Annotated in this window: 15 protein-coding genes; 8 read left to right on the forward strand and 7 right to left on the reverse strand. The window is 34.0% G+C overall.

Going from position 1 to position 16,647, the window contains the following annotated elements; all coding sequences use genetic code 11:
* Positions 1-568: 568 nt before the first annotated feature.
* From kduI to B5X64_RS17450, 8 genes are all read left to right on the forward strand, one after another.
* A complete protein-coding gene (gene kduI / locus B5X64_RS17415) occupies positions 569-1,405 on the forward strand; it encodes a 5-dehydro-4-deoxy-D-glucuronate isomerase (protein ID WP_056075318.1) in 837 nt (278 codons plus the stop codon).
* 10 nt (positions 1,406-1,415) lie between these two features.
* Positions 1,416-2,198, forward strand: coding sequence for a gluconate 5-dehydrogenase (locus tag B5X64_RS17420; protein WP_079466451.1), 783 nt, complete (start codon positions 1,416-1,418; stop codon positions 2,196-2,198).
* A 16-nt stretch (positions 2,199-2,214) separates the two neighbouring features.
* Positions 2,215-3,612 carry a glucuronate isomerase gene (gene uxaC, locus B5X64_RS17425; RefSeq protein WP_079466452.1) on the forward strand — a complete coding sequence of 466 codons (1,398 nt, stop codon included), beginning with the start codon at positions 2,215-2,217 and terminating at the stop codon, positions 3,610-3,612.
* 381 nt (positions 3,613-3,993) lie between these two features.
* Positions 3,994-5,001, forward strand: coding sequence for a sugar kinase (locus B5X64_RS17430; protein WP_079466453.1), 1,008 nt, complete (start codon positions 3,994-3,996; stop codon positions 4,999-5,001).
* Positions 5,002-5,227: 226 nt separating this feature from the next.
* Positions 5,228-5,887 carry a beta/alpha barrel domain-containing protein gene (locus B5X64_RS17435; RefSeq protein WP_079466454.1) on the forward strand — a complete coding sequence of 220 codons (660 nt, stop codon included), beginning with the start codon at positions 5,228-5,230 and terminating at the stop codon, positions 5,885-5,887.
* An 11-nt stretch (positions 5,888-5,898) separates the two neighbouring features.
* Positions 5,899-7,428 (forward strand): MFS transporter, encoded by a 1,530-nt coding sequence (locus tag B5X64_RS17440; RefSeq protein ID WP_079466455.1) that lies wholly within the window; start codon positions 5,899-5,901, stop codon positions 7,426-7,428.
* A gap of 248 nt (positions 7,429-7,676) precedes the next feature.
* Complete coding sequence (locus tag B5X64_RS17445; RefSeq protein ID WP_079466456.1) at positions 7,677-9,140, forward strand: tagaturonate reductase; 1,464 nt, start codon at positions 7,677-7,679, stop codon at positions 9,138-9,140.
* 6 nt (positions 9,141-9,146) lie between these two features.
* A complete protein-coding gene (locus B5X64_RS17450) occupies positions 9,147-10,760 on the forward strand; it encodes a UxaA family hydrolase (protein WP_079466457.1) in 1,614 nt (537 codons plus the stop codon).
* A gap of 126 nt (positions 10,761-10,886) precedes the next feature.
* On the opposite strand, the gene B5X64_RS17455 is transcribed toward B5X64_RS17450, so the two are convergent.
* From B5X64_RS17455 to B5X64_RS17485, 7 genes are all read right to left on the reverse strand, one after another.
* Positions 10,887-11,309 carry a hypothetical protein gene (locus B5X64_RS17455; protein ID WP_079466458.1) on the reverse strand — a complete coding sequence of 141 codons (423 nt, stop codon included), beginning with the start codon at positions 11,307-11,309 and terminating at the stop codon, positions 10,887-10,889.
* Between the two features lie 253 nt (positions 11,310-11,562).
* Positions 11,563-12,099: a hypothetical protein gene (locus tag B5X64_RS17460; RefSeq protein ID WP_079466459.1), complete on the reverse strand. Its 537-nt coding sequence runs from the start codon at positions 12,097-12,099 to the stop codon at positions 11,563-11,565.
* A 178-nt stretch (positions 12,100-12,277) separates the two neighbouring features.
* On the reverse strand, positions 12,278-12,703 hold the full coding sequence (locus tag B5X64_RS17465) for a hypothetical protein (RefSeq protein WP_079466460.1): 426 nt from the start codon (positions 12,701-12,703) through the stop codon (positions 12,278-12,280).
* 280 nt (positions 12,704-12,983) lie between these two features.
* On the reverse strand, positions 12,984-13,685 hold the full coding sequence (locus tag B5X64_RS17470; RefSeq protein ID WP_079466461.1) for a hypothetical protein: 702 nt from the start codon (positions 13,683-13,685) through the stop codon (positions 12,984-12,986).
* Positions 13,686-13,808: 123 nt separating this feature from the next.
* Positions 13,809-14,945 carry a hypothetical protein gene (locus B5X64_RS17475; protein WP_079466462.1) on the reverse strand — a complete coding sequence of 379 codons (1,137 nt, stop codon included), beginning with the start codon at positions 14,943-14,945 and terminating at the stop codon, positions 13,809-13,811.
* Positions 14,946-15,094: 149 nt separating this feature from the next.
* The gene (locus tag B5X64_RS17480; RefSeq protein WP_123920987.1) at positions 15,095-15,835 is read right to left on the reverse strand and encodes a hypothetical protein; all 741 of its coding nucleotides are present in this window, start codon (positions 15,833-15,835) and stop codon (positions 15,095-15,097) included.
* 45 nt (positions 15,836-15,880) lie between these two features.
* Positions 15,881-16,192, reverse strand: a complete 312-nt coding sequence (locus B5X64_RS17485; RefSeq protein ID WP_079466464.1) for a putative quinol monooxygenase — start codon at positions 16,190-16,192, stop codon at positions 15,881-15,883.
* Positions 16,193-16,647: the final 455 nt, after the last annotated feature.

A 16,647-nucleotide genomic window follows, 5' to 3' on the forward strand; every position in this document is an offset into this window, starting at 1 on the left:
TTTTATGCTTGTTTTTAAAAGTTTAAAAATGTAAAAATAATTTGATGTTTAATGATTGTATTGGTATGATATTAAGCCAAATTATAGCTTTTTCAGCTTCCTAAAACTCCCAAAAAGTACTTCTGAAAAGTAATTTTGAATGTTTAGTCTGATTTTTATCATCTTTTTTGTTCTGAAAAACTTGTGTATTTTATAAATGATTGAAATTGTGTTAAATTGTGATGTTATATATATTAAATTTATCATATCCTTATATATATAACAATATTGATTTTTGATAAATATTAATTGGCATGATTTTTATTTTCTTAAGTGTTTGTACTTAATTTCGGCAAAAAAAATCTACTTCATATTCTTAAAATTTCTTAATTTTTTTTAAAAATTAAATTTTATTTCGCTTTTAATCAGTGAGTTAAAAATTTAAATTAATTTTTTGTTAACCGAATACATATTATCTATATATTTATCAACAAGTATTTCTGTGGAATTTTAGTGTAATTTAATGCAATCGATTACGCAATGTTTAACAGGTTTTTAAAAACCGTAATTTAAGTTTAAAATCTAGAGTATGACAAAATCAGAATTTCGATACGCCCACCATCCTGAAGATGTAAAAAAATATACAACTGAAGATTTGAGAAGGGAGTTTCTAATCAATGATTTATTTAATGAAGATCAAATCAATGTAGTGTATTCTATGTACGACAGAATGATCGTAGGTGGTGCAATGCCCGTAAAAAGCGCATTGAAACTTGAACCTACTGATGATCTGAAGGCAGAGAACTTCTTAGACAGAAGAGAATTGGGAATCATCAACGTGGGCGCTGCCGGAAAGGTAACCGTTGACGGAGAGGTTTTCGAGCTTGGAAATAAAGAAGCTTTATACATTGGAAAAGGAGCAAAAGATGTTGTTTTTGAAAACGGAAATGAAGGTCAGACTTTATTCTATTTCAATTCGGCTCCTGCTCATCACACTTTTCCAACGAAGAAAATCACTAAAAACGAAGCCGAAATTGTAGAATTAGGCGAAGCAAAATACGCAAACAGACGTACCATCAACAAGTTGATCGTCAACAGCGTATTAGAAACATGCCAGCTACAAATGGGAATGACCGAGTTGCACGAAGGAAGTGTTTGGAACACAATGCCTTCTCACACGCATACCCGTAGAATGGAAGCTTATTTTTATTTTGATTTGGAGGAAGGTCAGGCGGTAAGTCACTTTTTGGGACAGCCGAATGAAACCCGTCATATTTTTATGAAAAACAACGAAGCTGTATTGTCTCCGGAATGGTCTATTCACTCAGGAGTTGGTACTTCCAACTACACATTTATCTGGGGAATGGCAGGAGAAAATATGGATTATGGCGATATGGACGCTGTTAAAACTAACGAACTAAAGTAATTTTTTCCACATGAATTTATTCGATTTATCCGGTAAAGTTGCCGTTGTCACCGGCGGTACTCACGGATTAGGAATGGCAATGGCTGAAGGTCTTGCCTCTGCAGGTGCTGAATTGGCAATCACGAGTACAACTCCCTCAAAACTAGACGAAGCTTTAGACTATTATCGCAGTAAAGGATATAGCGCTACAGGGTATCTTTTTGACGTAACAGACGAACGTGAAGCCGCTCAGAAGGTTGCTCTCATGGAAGCAACTCACGGGAAAATTGACATCTTAGTCAACAATGCAGGAATCATTAAACGTATTCCGGCGATTGATATGGATGTAGAAGACTTTAGAAAAGTAATCGATGTAGATCTTACCGGACCTTTCATCATGTCCAAATTAGTTGGAAAACACATGATTAAGAGAAAATCTGGTAAAATCATCAATATTTGCTCAATGATGAGTGAGCTGGGTCGTGATAATGTAGTGGCATATGCTTCTGCAAAAGGCGGTCTGAAAATGCTTACCAAAAATTTGGCAACAGAATGGGCAAAACACAATATTCAGGTAAACGGTATCGGTCCCGGATATTTTGCGACAACCCAAACAGAGCCAATCAGAGTAGACGGTCATCCGTTTAACGATTTTATCATCAGCAGAACTCCGGAAGGAAGATGGGGAAATCCCGAAGATCTTGCAGGAACAGCTATTTTCTTAGCTTCAGATGCAAGCAGATTTATCAACGGACACATTATTTACGTTGATGGCGGTATTTTGGCAACCATCGGAAAACCTTCTAACGAGTAACATTAGAATTTTACAAATGAAATCTTTTATAACAGATAATTTCTTATTACAAAATAAATACGCGGAAGAATTATACTTCAAATACGCAGAAAAACAGCCTATCATCGATTATCATAATCATTTGATCCCTAAAGATATCGCTGAAGATACCGTTTTCGAAAATATATCTAAAGTTTGGATTGCGGGCGATCATTACAAATGGCGTGCAATGCGTACGATGGGTGTGAACGAAAAATTCATCACAGGCGATGCCTCAGATAAAGAAAAATTTGAAGCTTGGGCTAAAACGGTTCCTTATACTTTAAGAAACCCGTTATATCACTGGACGCATTTAGAATTAAAGCGTTATTTCGGAATTGATGAATTATTGAACGAAAAAAATGCATCAGATATTTACGACAACATCACAGCACAGCTTCAGACTCCTGAAAAGTCGACAAGAGGTTTGCTGAAAATGATGAATGTAGAATCTTTGTGTACGACAGAAGATCCGATTGATATTTTAAATTATCATCAGGATCTAGCGAAAAGTGATTTTGATATTAAAGTAAGTACGGCTTTCCGTCCTGATAAGGCGATCCTTATTGAAAACCACAACTTTGCAGATTATATTTCAAAATTGGGCGAGTCTGCAGGGATTGAAATCAATTCTTATCAGACTTTGTGCGATGCTTTATTAAAAAGAGTAGAATATTTCCACGAAAACGGATGCAGATTATGCGACCACGGACTGAATAATATTTCTTTTGAAGAAGCTTCAGAAGCTGAAGTAGCTGCTATTTTCAATGATAAAATTTCAGGAAAAGTAATCGCTGAAAAGCAGGTAAATCAGTTTAAAACTGCTATTTTACTGTTCTTAGGCGAAACGTATCATAAATTCGGATGGGTTCAGCAATTTCATTTGGGAGCTTTGAGAAACAACAACGAAAGAATGCACAGAATTCTTGGTCCTGATACAGGATGGGATTCTATAGGAGATTTCGTACAGGCTGAAACTTTATCTAAATTATTAAATACTTTAGACGGAAAAGATAAACTCACCAAAACAATTCTATATAACCTAAATCCTGCCGACAATGAGATTTTCGCAACAATGATCGGGAATTTCAACGACGGCAGTATCAAAGGAAAAGTACAATTCGGTTCCGGATGGTGGTTTTTGGATCAGAAAGACGGAATGATCAAGCAGATGAATGCCCTTTCAAACATGGGATTAATCAGCTGTTTCGTAGGAATGTTGACAGATTCAAGAAGTTTCTTGTCTTATCCAAGACACGAATACTTCAGAAGAGTATTGTGTAATCTTTTCGGTGAAGAAATGAAAAACGGCGAATTGCCGGATGATATGGAACTGATCGGGAAAACAATTTCCGATATCTGTTATCATAATGCTAAAAATTATTTCGATTTTTAAATTTAAATAAAAAAGCTCTCGCAGATTGAGCAAATTTTGCAGATTTAAAAAAGATCTGCATAATCAAACTAATTTGCGAGAGATAATAAATTTGAACAATTAAGGAGTTAAGGTTTTTTAAGATGAAAATCTAAGATTTTATTAAGTACATCGCTTAAAGCGAAGCTTAACTTAATTATTCTAAACTCCTTAACAAATCTTAATGGTTTAAATGAAAATAATAATTTACATATCTGCAAATTTTCTAAACTTGAAAATCTTTGTGAGCTTGGCTGAGTAGAACGCCTTTGCGAACTTAAAAATATACATCAAGTTTTAAAAGAAAATCTTAGCGCACTTTGCGTTTAAATAACAGCAGATAATAAAAAGGGTATTTAAAATATGGCTAGCAAAATACTTACTTTCGGTGAAGTAATCATGAGGCTTTCACCTCCCGGAAACAAAACAATGAGACAAAGCCACGAAATGGAATTTTTCTTCGGCGGAACTGAGCTCAACGTAGCTTCTTCATTGGCAACAATGGGTTGCGACGTGACGCACATCAGCAATGTTTCTGATGATTTTGTGGGAGAATCTGCATTGTCTTTCATCAAAAGTTTTGGGATTGATACAACTTTCATTAATAAAAATGAACATCCTTTAGGATTATATTTTCTAGAGGTAGGTTCATCGGTTCGTGCGAGCAGAATTGCTTACAACAGACTGAACGGTTCTTTTGCCAACATCAAACCAGAACAGGTTGACTGGAAAAAAGCTTTGGAAGGTTGCGAATATTTCCATTGGACAGGCATCAGTCCTGGGATCTCGGAAGGCGCTTACGAAACTTTGAAAGAAGGTTTATTAACTGCTCGTGAAATGGGAATTGAAGTGACTACTGATCCTGCTTACCGTTCCAACCTTTGGAAATATGGTAAAAACGGAAACGAAGTTTTAAAAGAACTGGTTTCATATTCAACGATTTTTATCGGTGGTGTAAATGAAATTAATGAAATTTTGGGAACTCAGTTTTCATCAGATCAGCAAGGTTTCTTAGAAGCTTGTGAAGAATTAAAAAAACAATGTCCATCTATTCATAAAATTTTCGACAAAATAAGAATAGGCGTTACGGCGAGTTCTCAGCAAACGCAGGGAAGAGCTTTAGTCAACGGAAATTATTTTGAAACCGGACTTTTAGAAGTAAATCCGGTTGTCGACAGAATCGGGACAGGAGATGCTTTTGCAGCAGGTTTGATTTATGGTTTATTAAATTTCGATGACGAAAAAGCATTGAATTTCGCCAACGCAGCTTGTGCTATCAAACATACTATTTTAGGTGACATCAATTACTGCAGCGCAGAAGATATTCTCGAGGTAATGGCCGGAAATTCCGGAGGAAGAATCAAAAGGTAATTTTCGCTTTTGGCTGTTAGCTTTTGGCAATTGGCTCATTGCTTAAATAAAAACATTGCGGACTTCGCTAAGTGAAACGCCTTTGCGACCTTAAAAATATACATCAAGTTTTAAAAAGAAAATCTTTGCGCCCCTTGCGTTAAAAAAGGAAGTGTTGAAGTTACAGCATACCAAAGGATGGATAAAACCCCATCAAAGATTATTTTCAACAAAATAATTCAACAAAATGACAAAAATTCAATTGGTTACAAATACCATTATTAATCAGGGAGCTTTGCCTCTCTATTATAATGCTGATGAAACGGTAACTTTAGAAATATTAAAATCACTTTACAAAGCAGGAATCCGTGCGGTAGAATATACAAGCCGTGGAGAAGCTGCGTTAAGTAATTTCACAAAAATGGTAGAGGTTCGTAATGCAGAAATGCCGGAAATGCTTCTCGGAATAGGAACCATAAAGAATGTAAAGCAAGCCGAAGAATATTACAAAGTGGGCGCAGATTTCTTTATCAGTCCTGGTTTTGTGGCGGAAGTTGCAGCATTTTTAATTCCGAAAGATTTGTTGTACAGCCCGGGTTGTATGACTCCGACAGAAATTATTGCTGCTGAAGCTGCTGGTGTAACTTTCATTAAATTATTCCCGGGTAACGCTTTGGGACCAGGATTTATGAGCGCCATCAAAGATGTTTTCCCGAATCTGAAATTTATGCCGACCGGAGGTGTTGATACCACGAAAGAAAGCATTGAAAGCTGGTTCAAAGCTGGGGTTTCCGCAGTAGGAATGGGAAGCAAGCTGGTAAGCAAAGAATTGATGCTTGCGAAAGACTATGCAACGATAGAAAATGAAACCAAAAAAGTGCTGGATATCATTCAGACTTTAAAATAAATAAATTGACTATGAGTTCAGTTAAATCTCTTAAGCCGACACAATATAGGTGGACAATATGTTTACTGTTATTTCTTGCGACCACGATTAATTATTTAGATCGTCAGGTTTTATCTTTAACCTGGAAAGATTTTATTGCGCCAGAATTTCATTGGAATAATAACGATTACGGAAATATCACGGCATTATTCTCTATTTTCTATGCGATAGGAATGCTTTTCGCAGGAAAATTCGTGGATTGGATGGATACCAAAAAAGGTTTCCTTTGGGCAATCGGAGTTTGGTCTATCGGTGCAGTTTTACACGCATTCTGCGGAATTGCCACTTCAGGAATCCTTACAGGAAACTGGTTTGCCGGTTTTCATGGTTCTAAAGAACTGATTTCTACAGTTTCCAATACTTCTGCAATCATCAGTACAAGTGTAACCTTATTCATTTTTGCACGTTTCGTTTTGGCGATTGGTGAAGCAGGAAATTTCCCTGCAGCGATCAAAACCACAGCAGAATATTTTCCTAAAAAAGACAGAGCTTTTTCTACGAGTATTTGGAATGCAGGAGCAACGGTTGGAGCTTTGGCGGCACCGCTTACCATTCCTTTTATTGCAAAATCAATGGGTTGGGAATGGGCGTTTATCATCATCGGTGCGCTAGGATTTGTTTGGATGGGACTTTGGGTATTTGTTTATAAAAAGCCACATTTACATAAGAGAGTTAACGAACATGAATTAACGTATATCAATCAGGATCAGGATGATCTTCCTAATCAAGATACTTCGGTTCCTGAAAAAGTGTTTACGTTCAAAGAATGTTTCAGCTACAGACAGACTTGGGCTTTTGCGTTCGGAAAGTTCATGACAGACGGTGTTTGGTGGTTCTTTTTATTCTGGACTCCGGCGTATTTAAGTTCGGTATACGGAATGGATTCCACAGAAAGTGCACTTCCATTATTTGTATTATACATGATTACTTTGTTATCGATCATCGGAGGATGGCTTCCAAAATATTTTGTTGAAAAGAAAGGCATGAATGCCTATTCAGGAAGAATGAAAGCAATGTTAATTTTTGCATTTTTCCCACTGTTAGCACTTTTAGCACAACCTTTAGGAACTGCAACCTATTGGATTCCGGTTTTAATTATCGGTATCGCAGGAGCAGCACATCAGGCTTGGTCAGCAAATATTTTTTCCACAGTAGGCGATATGTTCCCTAAAAAAGCCATTGCAACCATCACAGGAATTGGCGGAATGGCAGGCGGAATCGGATCGTTTATCATTAATAAATCTTCAGGATTATTATTCGATCATGCACACAAAGCTTGGTCAACCGTAGACGGAGTTCCTTTGTTAGAAAAATATCCCCAATACGTTAATGACCGTTTGCCGGATGGATTCTTTGAGCAATTGGAAAAATCAGGCGCAGTAGTATCTGATGGAATTGATAAAGGATACATGATCATTTTCTCAGTTTGTGCAGTCGCTTACCTGATCGCATGGACAGTTATGAAAACATTGGTTCCGAAATATGAAGTAATCAGTAAATAGAAATAAAATTTAAACCATTAAGGAGAATTTAGAAGTTAAGAAATATTAAGAATTTGCAGGCAAATTGAAGTGCAAGCTTAAGAAATTTATTTCTCTTAACTAACCTAAACTCCTTAATAAATCTTAATGTTTCAAATAAATAACTTTGAGTTCTTCGCTAAGTAGAACGCCTTTGCGAACTTAAAATAGACAGCATTTTGTCCAAAAAAACTTTGCGGACTTTGCGTTAAAAAATCATCAACAAGAAGATGGAAAATCAGACAAAACAGAAATTAAACCGCCAGAATAGCGGACTCGATACAAAATTACCAATCAAAATCGTACAGTTCGGTGGAGGAAACTTCATGCGCGGATTTACCGATTATGTGATTGATAAACTGAATAATGAAGCAGGTTTCAATGCAGGAATTGTCAATATACAACCTACTCCGAATGGCTCAGTTCACAAGCTTGAAGAACAGGGGAATTTGTATACTTTATTCTCAAGAGGAATTAAAAAAGGAGAAATCATCGATGAAAAATGCGTGATTTCAGCGATTCAAAAATCGATTAATCCTTATGTAGATTACAGCGATTTTTTAGAATTAGCAAAAGAAGAAGAACTTGAATTTGTTTTTTCAAATACAACAGAAACCGGAATTGCTTACGACGAAACTGAAAATACCTATGAAGGTCCGCACAAAAATTTCCCTGCGAAAGTAGCGGTTTTACTTCATGAAAGATATAAGCATTTCAATGGAGCAGCAGACAAAGGCTTAAGAATTATTCCTTGCGAGCTTATTGAAGATAATGCATTCGTTTTAAAAAGTATTATCTTAAAATATGCCCAACTTTGGAATTTAGAAGAAGGTTTTGTGCAATGGATTGAACAAAGCAATCATTTCCATAATACATTGGTAGACAGAATCGTTCCGGGATGTCCGAAAGACGATCTTTCGACTTACGAAGACCAGTTAGATTATGAAGATCCAATGATGGTGGTTTCTGAAACATTCCTTTTATGGGTGATTCAGGGAGGTGAAGATTTAAAAAATAAAATTCCTTTCGATCAGATCAACGAACAGATTTTGGTGGTGGATGATATTCAGCCCTACCGTTTAAGAAAAGTTAGAATTCTGAATGGCGGACATACGTTGATGTTGGCTCCGGCAATTTTAGCAGGAAAAGAAATCGTAAAAGAAGCGATTGATGATCAATTTATCGGAACTTTTTTAAGCGATTCTATTTTTAATGAAGTGAATCAGACTTTAGGTTTAGATGAAACTGAATTGAAAGAATTTGCGGAAGAAGTTTTCGACAGATTCAGAAATCCTTTTATTAAGCATCATTTGGCAAGCATCGCTTTATATTTTGTTTCTAAATTTAAAGTAAGAGTGGTTCCAAGTTTGTTGACGTATGTTGAAAGAAATAACAAACTTCCGTTGAACTTAACGTTCTCTCTGGCAAGTTTAATCAGATTCTATCAAGGAAGCTTTGGTGAAAAATCTCTTCCTCTGAATGACGAAGAAGCGATCGTCAACAGATTCAAAGAAATCTGGAAAAACGAAGATTACGAAGTAGTTTCAGAACAGGCATTGAGTGAAAAATTGTTCTGGGATACCGACCTTTCAAAAGTTGAAGGTCTGAAAGCCGCAGTAGCAAAAGCATTGTACGAAATCGATCACAATGATATGGAAACTGCCTACAAAAATTTTATTCAATTTTATTCTTAAAAAATCATGCAAAAGAAAGTACTGAAAGTAAATCCCAAAGACAACGTTATTGTAGCGTTGATGGATTTGCCTGCCGGAGAATCGGTGCACTTAGACGGTACAGATTATACGATTCTTAAAGATATTAAAGCAAAACATAAATTCGCTGCCGTAGATTTTGAGGATGGCGACCATATTTTAATGTATGGCGTTATCGTTGGAAAAGCCAATCAATCCATCAAACAGGGCGAAGTTATTACCACCGAAAACGTAAAGCACCAAAGTGCAAAAGTGGTTGGGAAAACCGAAACTTTGGGCTGGACTCCACCCAATGTTGATAAATGGAAAGACCGTACTTTCAATGGTTTTCACCGTGAAGACGGACAGGTAGGTACAGAAAATGTTTGGCTGTTTTTCCCGTTGGTATTCTGCGAAAACAAGAATATCGAAACGCTGAAAGATATTTTTGAAAAAGAATTACTTCACGACAAAGCCAGCAAACATCAGTTATTATTGCGTTCGTTATTAAACGGCGGTGCAACTGTTGAAGTTGAAGAAGAAGAACCAGATACACGAGTTTTTAAAAATATAGATGTAAGATTCATCACGCACCAAGGTGGTTGTGGCGGAATTCGTCAGGATGCTGAAGCGTTGGGAAGATTATTTGCAGGATATGTCAACAACCCGAATGTTGCGGGAGCTACGGTTCTCAGCTTAGGGTGTCAGAATCTTCAGGTACAGATTTTCATGGATTCACTACATGCATTGGCTCCCAATAATAAAAAACCGATTGTCGTTTACGAACAGCAAAAATCGGGTACTATCGATGAAATGTTGACCGGCGTTATCAAAGATTCATATGAAGGCATTAAAAAAGCTAACGAAATAGAGAGAAAACCAGCATCCATCACCAAACTGAACATCGGTTTGGAATGCGGTGGCTCAGACGGTTTCTCAGGAATTTCTGCGAATCCTGTTTTGGGAGAAGTTTCCGATATTATGGCGGCAGTTGGCGGAACAACCATGCTGGCCGAGTTCCCTGAATTGTGTGGAGTAGAGCAGGAGCTGGTCAACCGTTGCATCAACGATGAAGACGGTGTAAAGTTCCTGAAACTAATGAAAGATTTTGAAGCCTCTGTGGTTGCGGCAGGATCAGGATTTGATATGAATCCGTCTCCCGGAAATATCAAGGATGGTTTAATTACCGATGCGATGAAATCTGCAGGAGCCTCGAAAAAAGGCGGAGCTGCCCCGATTGTAGAAGTTCTCGACTTTACAGAATATGCTACAAAACCAGGTCTGAATCTTCTGTGCACTCCCGGAAATGATGCCGAATGTACCACCGCTTTAGTAGGTTCAGGTGCAACCGTAGTTCTTTTCACTACAGGTCTTGGCACTCCAATGGGAAATCCTATTTCGCCAGTTGTGAAGATTTCTTCCAACACGGTTTTGGCAGAAAAAATGTCAGACATTATTGATTTTAATGCAGGTACCGTGATCAGCGGAGAAAAAACAATTCCTGAAGCGGCAGACGAACTTCTGGAACTCATCATCAACGTAGCCAGCGGCGAAGTAAAAACCAAAGCGGACGTTCTTAATCAGAATGATTTCATTCCATGGAGACGAGGAGTCTCTCTGTAATGGGTTAATTATATTAAATATTAGGGTTGAAAATGCTTTCTACATCGTGTAGGGAGCATTTTCTTTTTTTTGTTTAAAGTTTTTCTTAAAGATTAAATAAACACATGCTTCAGCACCGCTTTTGGTTTAGCCATCCATCAAGCCAAATCCTTCTGGAACTTTTTTTGAATTTACTCTGTTGTAAGGCCAAATATAAATCGTTTTAACAATATTAGAATCAGCATCTATTAAATTGTATTCATCAATTGGTGCACTGACAATACTGCTTTTCATCGAACCAGTTCTTTCCCAAGTATATTGAGAAGAACCCGGTTTTATGTTGATTAATCTATTTAGGTATTTTCTTGATTCAGGAACACTTGTTAAAAGAATAGGGTTGTCTTTTGAGTAACCAAATTCACCTTTGTGATTGGGTAATTCGTCGTTATCCGTACCCTCTTCTTCCTTGATCTTTTGTACCATGGCTTCCATTCGTGCCATAAAATCTGTCGAATCAGTCTCTACTGATGAGTCTTTTTTGTTTCTTTTAAAAAAATTAAATATTCCCATTATATATTGTTTTATTTATTCAAAATGTAATACATTCTAGCTTTACGTAAGGCATTGATTTAAATGTAATTTCACTAAAATAATAAAATAAAGAATGATTACAAATTGTGCTTTTTTGATAGTACAGATTTATAATATGTTCATAAAATATATTCTGTTGCAGAATGTTACGGATTAAAAATCCGCAAAATCGGGTTAGCAAAAAAAACTTGAACTGGAGGCTTTCCGACCGCTATTGCCAAACCCTTTATTGTTATTTCTGATATACTTTTTCAAGAAGCTCTATTGATTCTGATTCAGTAAATAATTTTTTCTTGTCTGTGTTGTTCGTTAAATTAATTGAAATTAAATTATTATTTTTCACAGCATAAAGTAAATATGAAGTTTGGTCTTTGTTATTATTTTGTAGCATATTTTTCAAAGTCAGTTTCCAAATGATGTATTTTTTTTCATCGTTTCTTTTTGTTTCAGAAACTTCTGTTTGAATTCCATTTGATGAACTCCAGTAATCATATTCCCATTTGTAAAATTTATTCAAAAGTTCAATTTCACTTAATCCTGCTTGAAAAAATTCAAATTTTTCTGGTTTTCTTACAGAAATCAGTAAACTTAATTTTTCTTTTTTATTCGACAAATGGAATTGTCCAGATTCTTTAAGTTGAGTTTCAAATTCCCATTTTCCAGGAATTTCAAATAATTCTCCATTAATTTGAAAAGGTGAAACTTTTTGAGCAAAAGAAAAAGTTGATAATAGAATAAATATTAAACTTGTAAGCGTTTTTAATTTCATTGATTTGTATGTAGGGTAAGTGTTTCTATAAAATGGCGGACAACGAGCAGGGTATTACCGAAGGGGAGATTTTTAGCACAAAAGCTCAATAAAATTACCAATGTTGAACCTTGCATAAATGTCCAATTGAAGCAATTCAGCCCCGCTTTTGGAAATACACTGTTAGTCGTGTTTTTTTCTAAAGTTTGAATCTGATTAATTCTCTTGGATTTTTATTTTTCAAGTTAATTAGAATTCTGTTTTTATTTGAATTTTGGTATGTTAATATTAAAGTATCCTTATCAAATCTTTTAATAGAGTAAATTTTATGTTCAATTTGAATTTCCTTTGAATTAATTAGTTTCCATTTCATTATTTGCTTTACATCATTCATTCTAAAACTATTCGTCTTATTTGTTGAAAAATCATAATTTCTGTAATCTAAATTTCCATTATTTATGAAAACATAGCCGTAGTTTATATTTTCATATACGTTTTTATCATTGTTTTCGTGAAAAATATACCAAAAATTTCCATTTTCAGATAGTTTACTTTCAATAGGATGTTTTCCACAACCAAATAGAAAAAATAACAATAAGATTGATAAATGACTTTTCTTTATCATATTTACTTTTATGCAGATTGTTTGTAGAAAATTACAACTAACATTTGGCTTTACGCAATGCATCAATCCAAACTATAATTTTGTTAAAAATAATGTAATAAATAGTAATTGTCAAATTTTAATTTATCCTAGAAACAAAACCATTCCACCCGACATCGCGGCTTTGTAATCCATGCCCAGAATATATTCTATTGCAGAAAGTCACTGATTGCAAATCATTAATTTTCGCTGTTATACTTTCGTATCATATTTTGCCAATATAGTTTTATCGACAGTATTTTTAGTTTTTTATTTTCAAATCATTTTTTAAGTTATCCCAACCATTCCAACCACAATTTCCATTTTGTATTTCTTTAGTCTCACCATTAAAAAACAATGTGTAAATACTAACGGTTGTACATCCGCCATCTTTTGGTAAAGTATATAATTCGCATTCAAATTGAATTATTTTGTCTATTTCATCCTTGCTTAAAGTTTTAAATCTTCCATTATCACCTAAGTAATACTTTCCATCTTTATTTTTAATAACTATAGAATCTTTTATTTTATGAAAACATCCTTGAGATCTATACTTTATTGTTATTTGGTTGTTATTAAGTTTCCTAATTATTGAATTATTTTTAACTTTTGTGATGTCGATATGGTCTGGGCTAATTCTTAAAGTGTCAACTTTATCGAAATTTTCAGCTTTGTACTTTTTTATTTGTGTTCTACCAAATAGATCAGAATATATGAATTCATAAGTTCCTTTTTCGATACTGTCAATTTTTAATGGATTTTCGATAAATAATCCTTCTTTTGGTAGAACCGTTTTAATGATCTTACCATTTTTTTTAATTTCTAATTTATATAGTTCTGGAAAATTATCACTTAATTTCTTTTCATTTTTAAACTCCAATATTAAAGTTGAGTATTTTTCTGTACAACTTACTATTGTTACCAGAAATGTAGCTCCAAGTATTATTTTATAAGGTAATTTCATTGTGATATTGCCGAGAAATTGGGATTTTTAATTGATGAAAAAATAGGCTAACATTTGACTTGCCGATGCAATGGATTAAGGAAGCCTAAATCCACCATATTGCCAAACAGCCGCTGTGCATCGTTATTCTATCGAGATATCTTTACTTTTAGTTACTTTAGGAATGTAAATAAGATAATCATAACCTTTTATAACTCTCGATAAGTATACATCATCTACTTTTAGTTTGTTTTGTAAAATCGATTTCTTTAAAGGTCTTAAATCAAAACAGTACCATTGTTCATCCTTTGCCACATTTAGAAAAGATTTAAAACTAGTGTTATCATTTTGGTCTTCTCCTTTTCCAATGAGCATTATATGTAATGATTTCCTGAAATTTGCCTCTTCAATATTAGAAATTAAACTGCCAATATCATAAATATCAGTTTTTGTTAATATCGTTTCACCTTTTGGGAGATGATTCGCACCAAACTTGAAAAGATTTTTTTTGTTATTCCAATCGGGCATTTGGTTTAGCAAAATGTTTTTCAGCAGTTGAATTCTTAAGGGATGATTTCTTTTAGTATAGATTTCTCGACTTAACTTTAAATCTTCAATTTGCTTTCGTTCTTTGTCTGAAAGTTTTAACGCCAACAACAAATCTATTTTTTGAAGACAATCTTCAGACAATAGGTAATATTTTTCAAGACCTTCTTTAGATGCAATAAGTTTGGAATTATGAAGCATTTGTTCATATATCTCAATTACTTTTTTATTTTTCGAAGTTTCTTTTAAACTTGAAATTATCATTTGGTCCGCAAAAACGCTGATCTGTTCGGCACCATATATTTTGGTATTACGTTTCACTAAACTCTTTACCAAATCAAATTCTGGTTCCTGCTGCAAAAAAGCAAAGTTGGTACTATATTCTTTAACAAAAGAATTAAGCCGCTCCGGAGATAGAGATTTAATTTTTGTTTCGATTAAATCTACTGAATAAGGGTCAACCTCAATAAAATAATTATCAAACTTAACTTCATTGATTACTGCGTTTGTGAAATAAGGAATTTCGTTTGTAAAATGAGTTTCTCCCAGCAAAACAGAATTAGACTGTTTTATTTCGTTTAGTAAAACATCCCATCCTTTTCCTTGAAATGAAATGTTTTTATCAATTTGAAAAGAAAAACTATTTTTTCCAACTAAACTGTCAAGTACTATGTTTTGAGCATAGCTAAAATTTGTAATGAATAATGTAAGAAGTAAGAATATTAATTTTTTCATTTTTATTATTGAAGTTGTATTATTATAATGCGCAATAAGGGTTTGTGCATTGCTGAAGGTGGGATTTTTAGAATAAAAGTTTAATCGAAAAACATATGTTGAAATTTGCAGTTTCGCTCGACTATTACAAAACCCTTCTATGTGCAGTATTATTTTGTTATTTTTATTTTTCGAAATATTCCTCTTTGTGAAAATTCATTTGCGAATGTTTTTTTTTTTGGAGTTAAAAAGCAAGTTCTTCCATCTATAAATTCCTTTGTGATAGGATCTAAATTTATTTGCTCAACAATAATTTTTTGAATTTCTTTATTATTGTTGAGTTGAAGATAAACTTCCCCTTTTTTTACTTTTAATTCATCAAGATGAATTCCATTCATACTTTCTACATCATTTAAGTTGTAAAAGAACAAGCTATCTTTAGTTTCAATAAACTTATCAATAACATAACTTTCTAATCCACCATCTTTTTCTGAATATCCACGATACTGGTAGATTATATTTTCAATATTAATGTTATTTGATTGAAATTTGTTGATCTTCATTGGTTTATAATTCGGCTTTGATTTATAATATTCTTCTTCGCAAGAATTATAGCATTCGTGGCTAATACCTTCTATTTTATTTTTATTAGGAATGTCAGAAAGTTTATAAAAAGGCAATGTATTTTTGAGGTCAATTTTAAATATTTCTGTTGAGTCTAAAATAACAAAACCATAAGTATGTGAATCACGTCCACCCCAAGCATCATATTTATAAAGAATTTTTGAAGTCCCTTCAATTTTTTGTGCATATAATTCTGAAATATCCCATTGTCCTTGTTTGTCAAAACTACAGCTATAAAAACAAATTAGTAACATTGAAAATACTATTGTGTGTGTCTTAATTTTCATTTTTAGCGAGTATTTTGAAATTCCTTGTTAGCGGCTGGCAGGTTTTTATATTCCCGTTCCTCCTAAAATTTCAAGTTCTTGTCCTTTTGTTGGTTGTCCGTCTAATATTGGCATTGCAGACATTATTAATTCTCTTACTCCTTCCACTTTTAATGAGTTGTCGTGGTCTTCTTTGCTGTCCCAAATTTCTGTAACGTAAACAGAATTTGTGTCATTCTCGCCCTTACTTATAGCATATAATTTACAACCTTTTGCAGTTGATACAAGCTCAGATGCTTTCAATAAGATATTTGCAAGTTCATTTCTTTGTCCTGCTTTTGCGGTTAATTTTCCGTGAAGTAAATATTGGTTCGCCATGTTTGTCGTTAATTTTAAAGGTCTATTTATAGTTTTCTAATTGCTTGTTATTGCGGTTACTCTTAGTTTGGTTTCTAAAAAGCTATTATTAAGTTTCGTTTTTTCGTATCCATTTGTACAATAGAGATAAATAGTATTAGGTGTAAATTAACCTCTTTTCTATAATGATTTCCTTGTCAAATTTTTCTGCTAATGTTTCAGGGCTTGGCGTCAGTGGCGGAAATTGAAGTGAAAAGACACAGTAAGCAAAAGCCCCAACTTTAAATTTTAGCCTTAGCTCGCCATTGCGCCAAACCGATGTGCTTGTTGCACAACCAAAAATACTAAAAATAAATTTTGTGAATATTAAATAAATAAAACACTATAACTATTTGATAATTAATGTATTATTCATAAATTAGTACATGCAAGGAAAGAAAATAATTACTCCGCAACTCTTCTACCATCAAAGTTTG

Origin of the sequence: Chryseobacterium balustinum, from assembly GCF_900168205.1 — a bacterium.
Lineage (GTDB): Bacteria > Bacteroidota > Bacteroidia > Flavobacteriales > Weeksellaceae > Chryseobacterium > Chryseobacterium balustinum.

Coding starts and splice junctions, on each gene's coding strand:
- B5X64_RS17445 (WP_079466456.1), top strand. CDS start 7,677: ATGGAAAATCAGACAAAACAGAAATTAAACCGCCAGAATAGCGGACTC.
- B5X64_RS17455 (WP_079466458.1), bottom strand. CDS start 11,309: ATGGGAATATTTAATTTTTTTAAAAGAAACAAAAAAGACTCATCAGTA.
- B5X64_RS17460 (WP_079466459.1), bottom strand. CDS start 12,099: ATGAAATTAAAAACGCTTACAAGTTTAATATTTATTCTATTATCAACT.
- B5X64_RS17470 (WP_079466461.1), bottom strand. CDS start 13,685: ATGAAATTACCTTATAAAATAATACTTGGAGCTACATTTCTGGTAACA.
- B5X64_RS17440 (WP_079466455.1), top strand. CDS start 5,899: ATGAGTTCAGTTAAATCTCTTAAGCCGACACAATATAGGTGGACAATA.
- B5X64_RS17485 (WP_079466464.1), bottom strand. CDS start 16,192: ATGGCGAACCAATATTTACTTCACGGAAAATTAACCGCAAAAGCAGGA.
- uxaC (WP_079466452.1), top strand. CDS start 2,215: ATGAAATCTTTTATAACAGATAATTTCTTATTACAAAATAAATACGCG.
- B5X64_RS17450 (WP_079466457.1), top strand. CDS start 9,147: ATGCAAAAGAAAGTACTGAAAGTAAATCCCAAAGACAACGTTATTGTA.
- B5X64_RS17475 (WP_079466462.1), bottom strand. CDS start 14,945: ATGAAAAAATTAATATTCTTACTTCTTACATTATTCATTACAAATTTT.
- B5X64_RS17435 (WP_079466454.1), top strand. CDS start 5,228: ATGACAAAAATTCAATTGGTTACAAATACCATTATTAATCAGGGAGCT.
- kduI (WP_056075318.1), top strand. CDS start 569: ATGACAAAATCAGAATTTCGATACGCCCACCATCCTGAAGATGTAAAA.
- B5X64_RS17465 (WP_079466460.1), bottom strand. CDS start 12,703: ATGATAAAGAAAAGTCATTTATCAATCTTATTGTTATTTTTTCTATTT.
- B5X64_RS17430 (WP_079466453.1), top strand. CDS start 3,994: ATGGCTAGCAAAATACTTACTTTCGGTGAAGTAATCATGAGGCTTTCA.
- B5X64_RS17420 (WP_079466451.1), top strand. CDS start 1,416: ATGAATTTATTCGATTTATCCGGTAAAGTTGCCGTTGTCACCGGCGGT.
- B5X64_RS17480 (WP_123920987.1), bottom strand. CDS start 15,835: ATGAAAATTAAGACACACACAATAGTATTTTCAATGTTACTAATTTGT.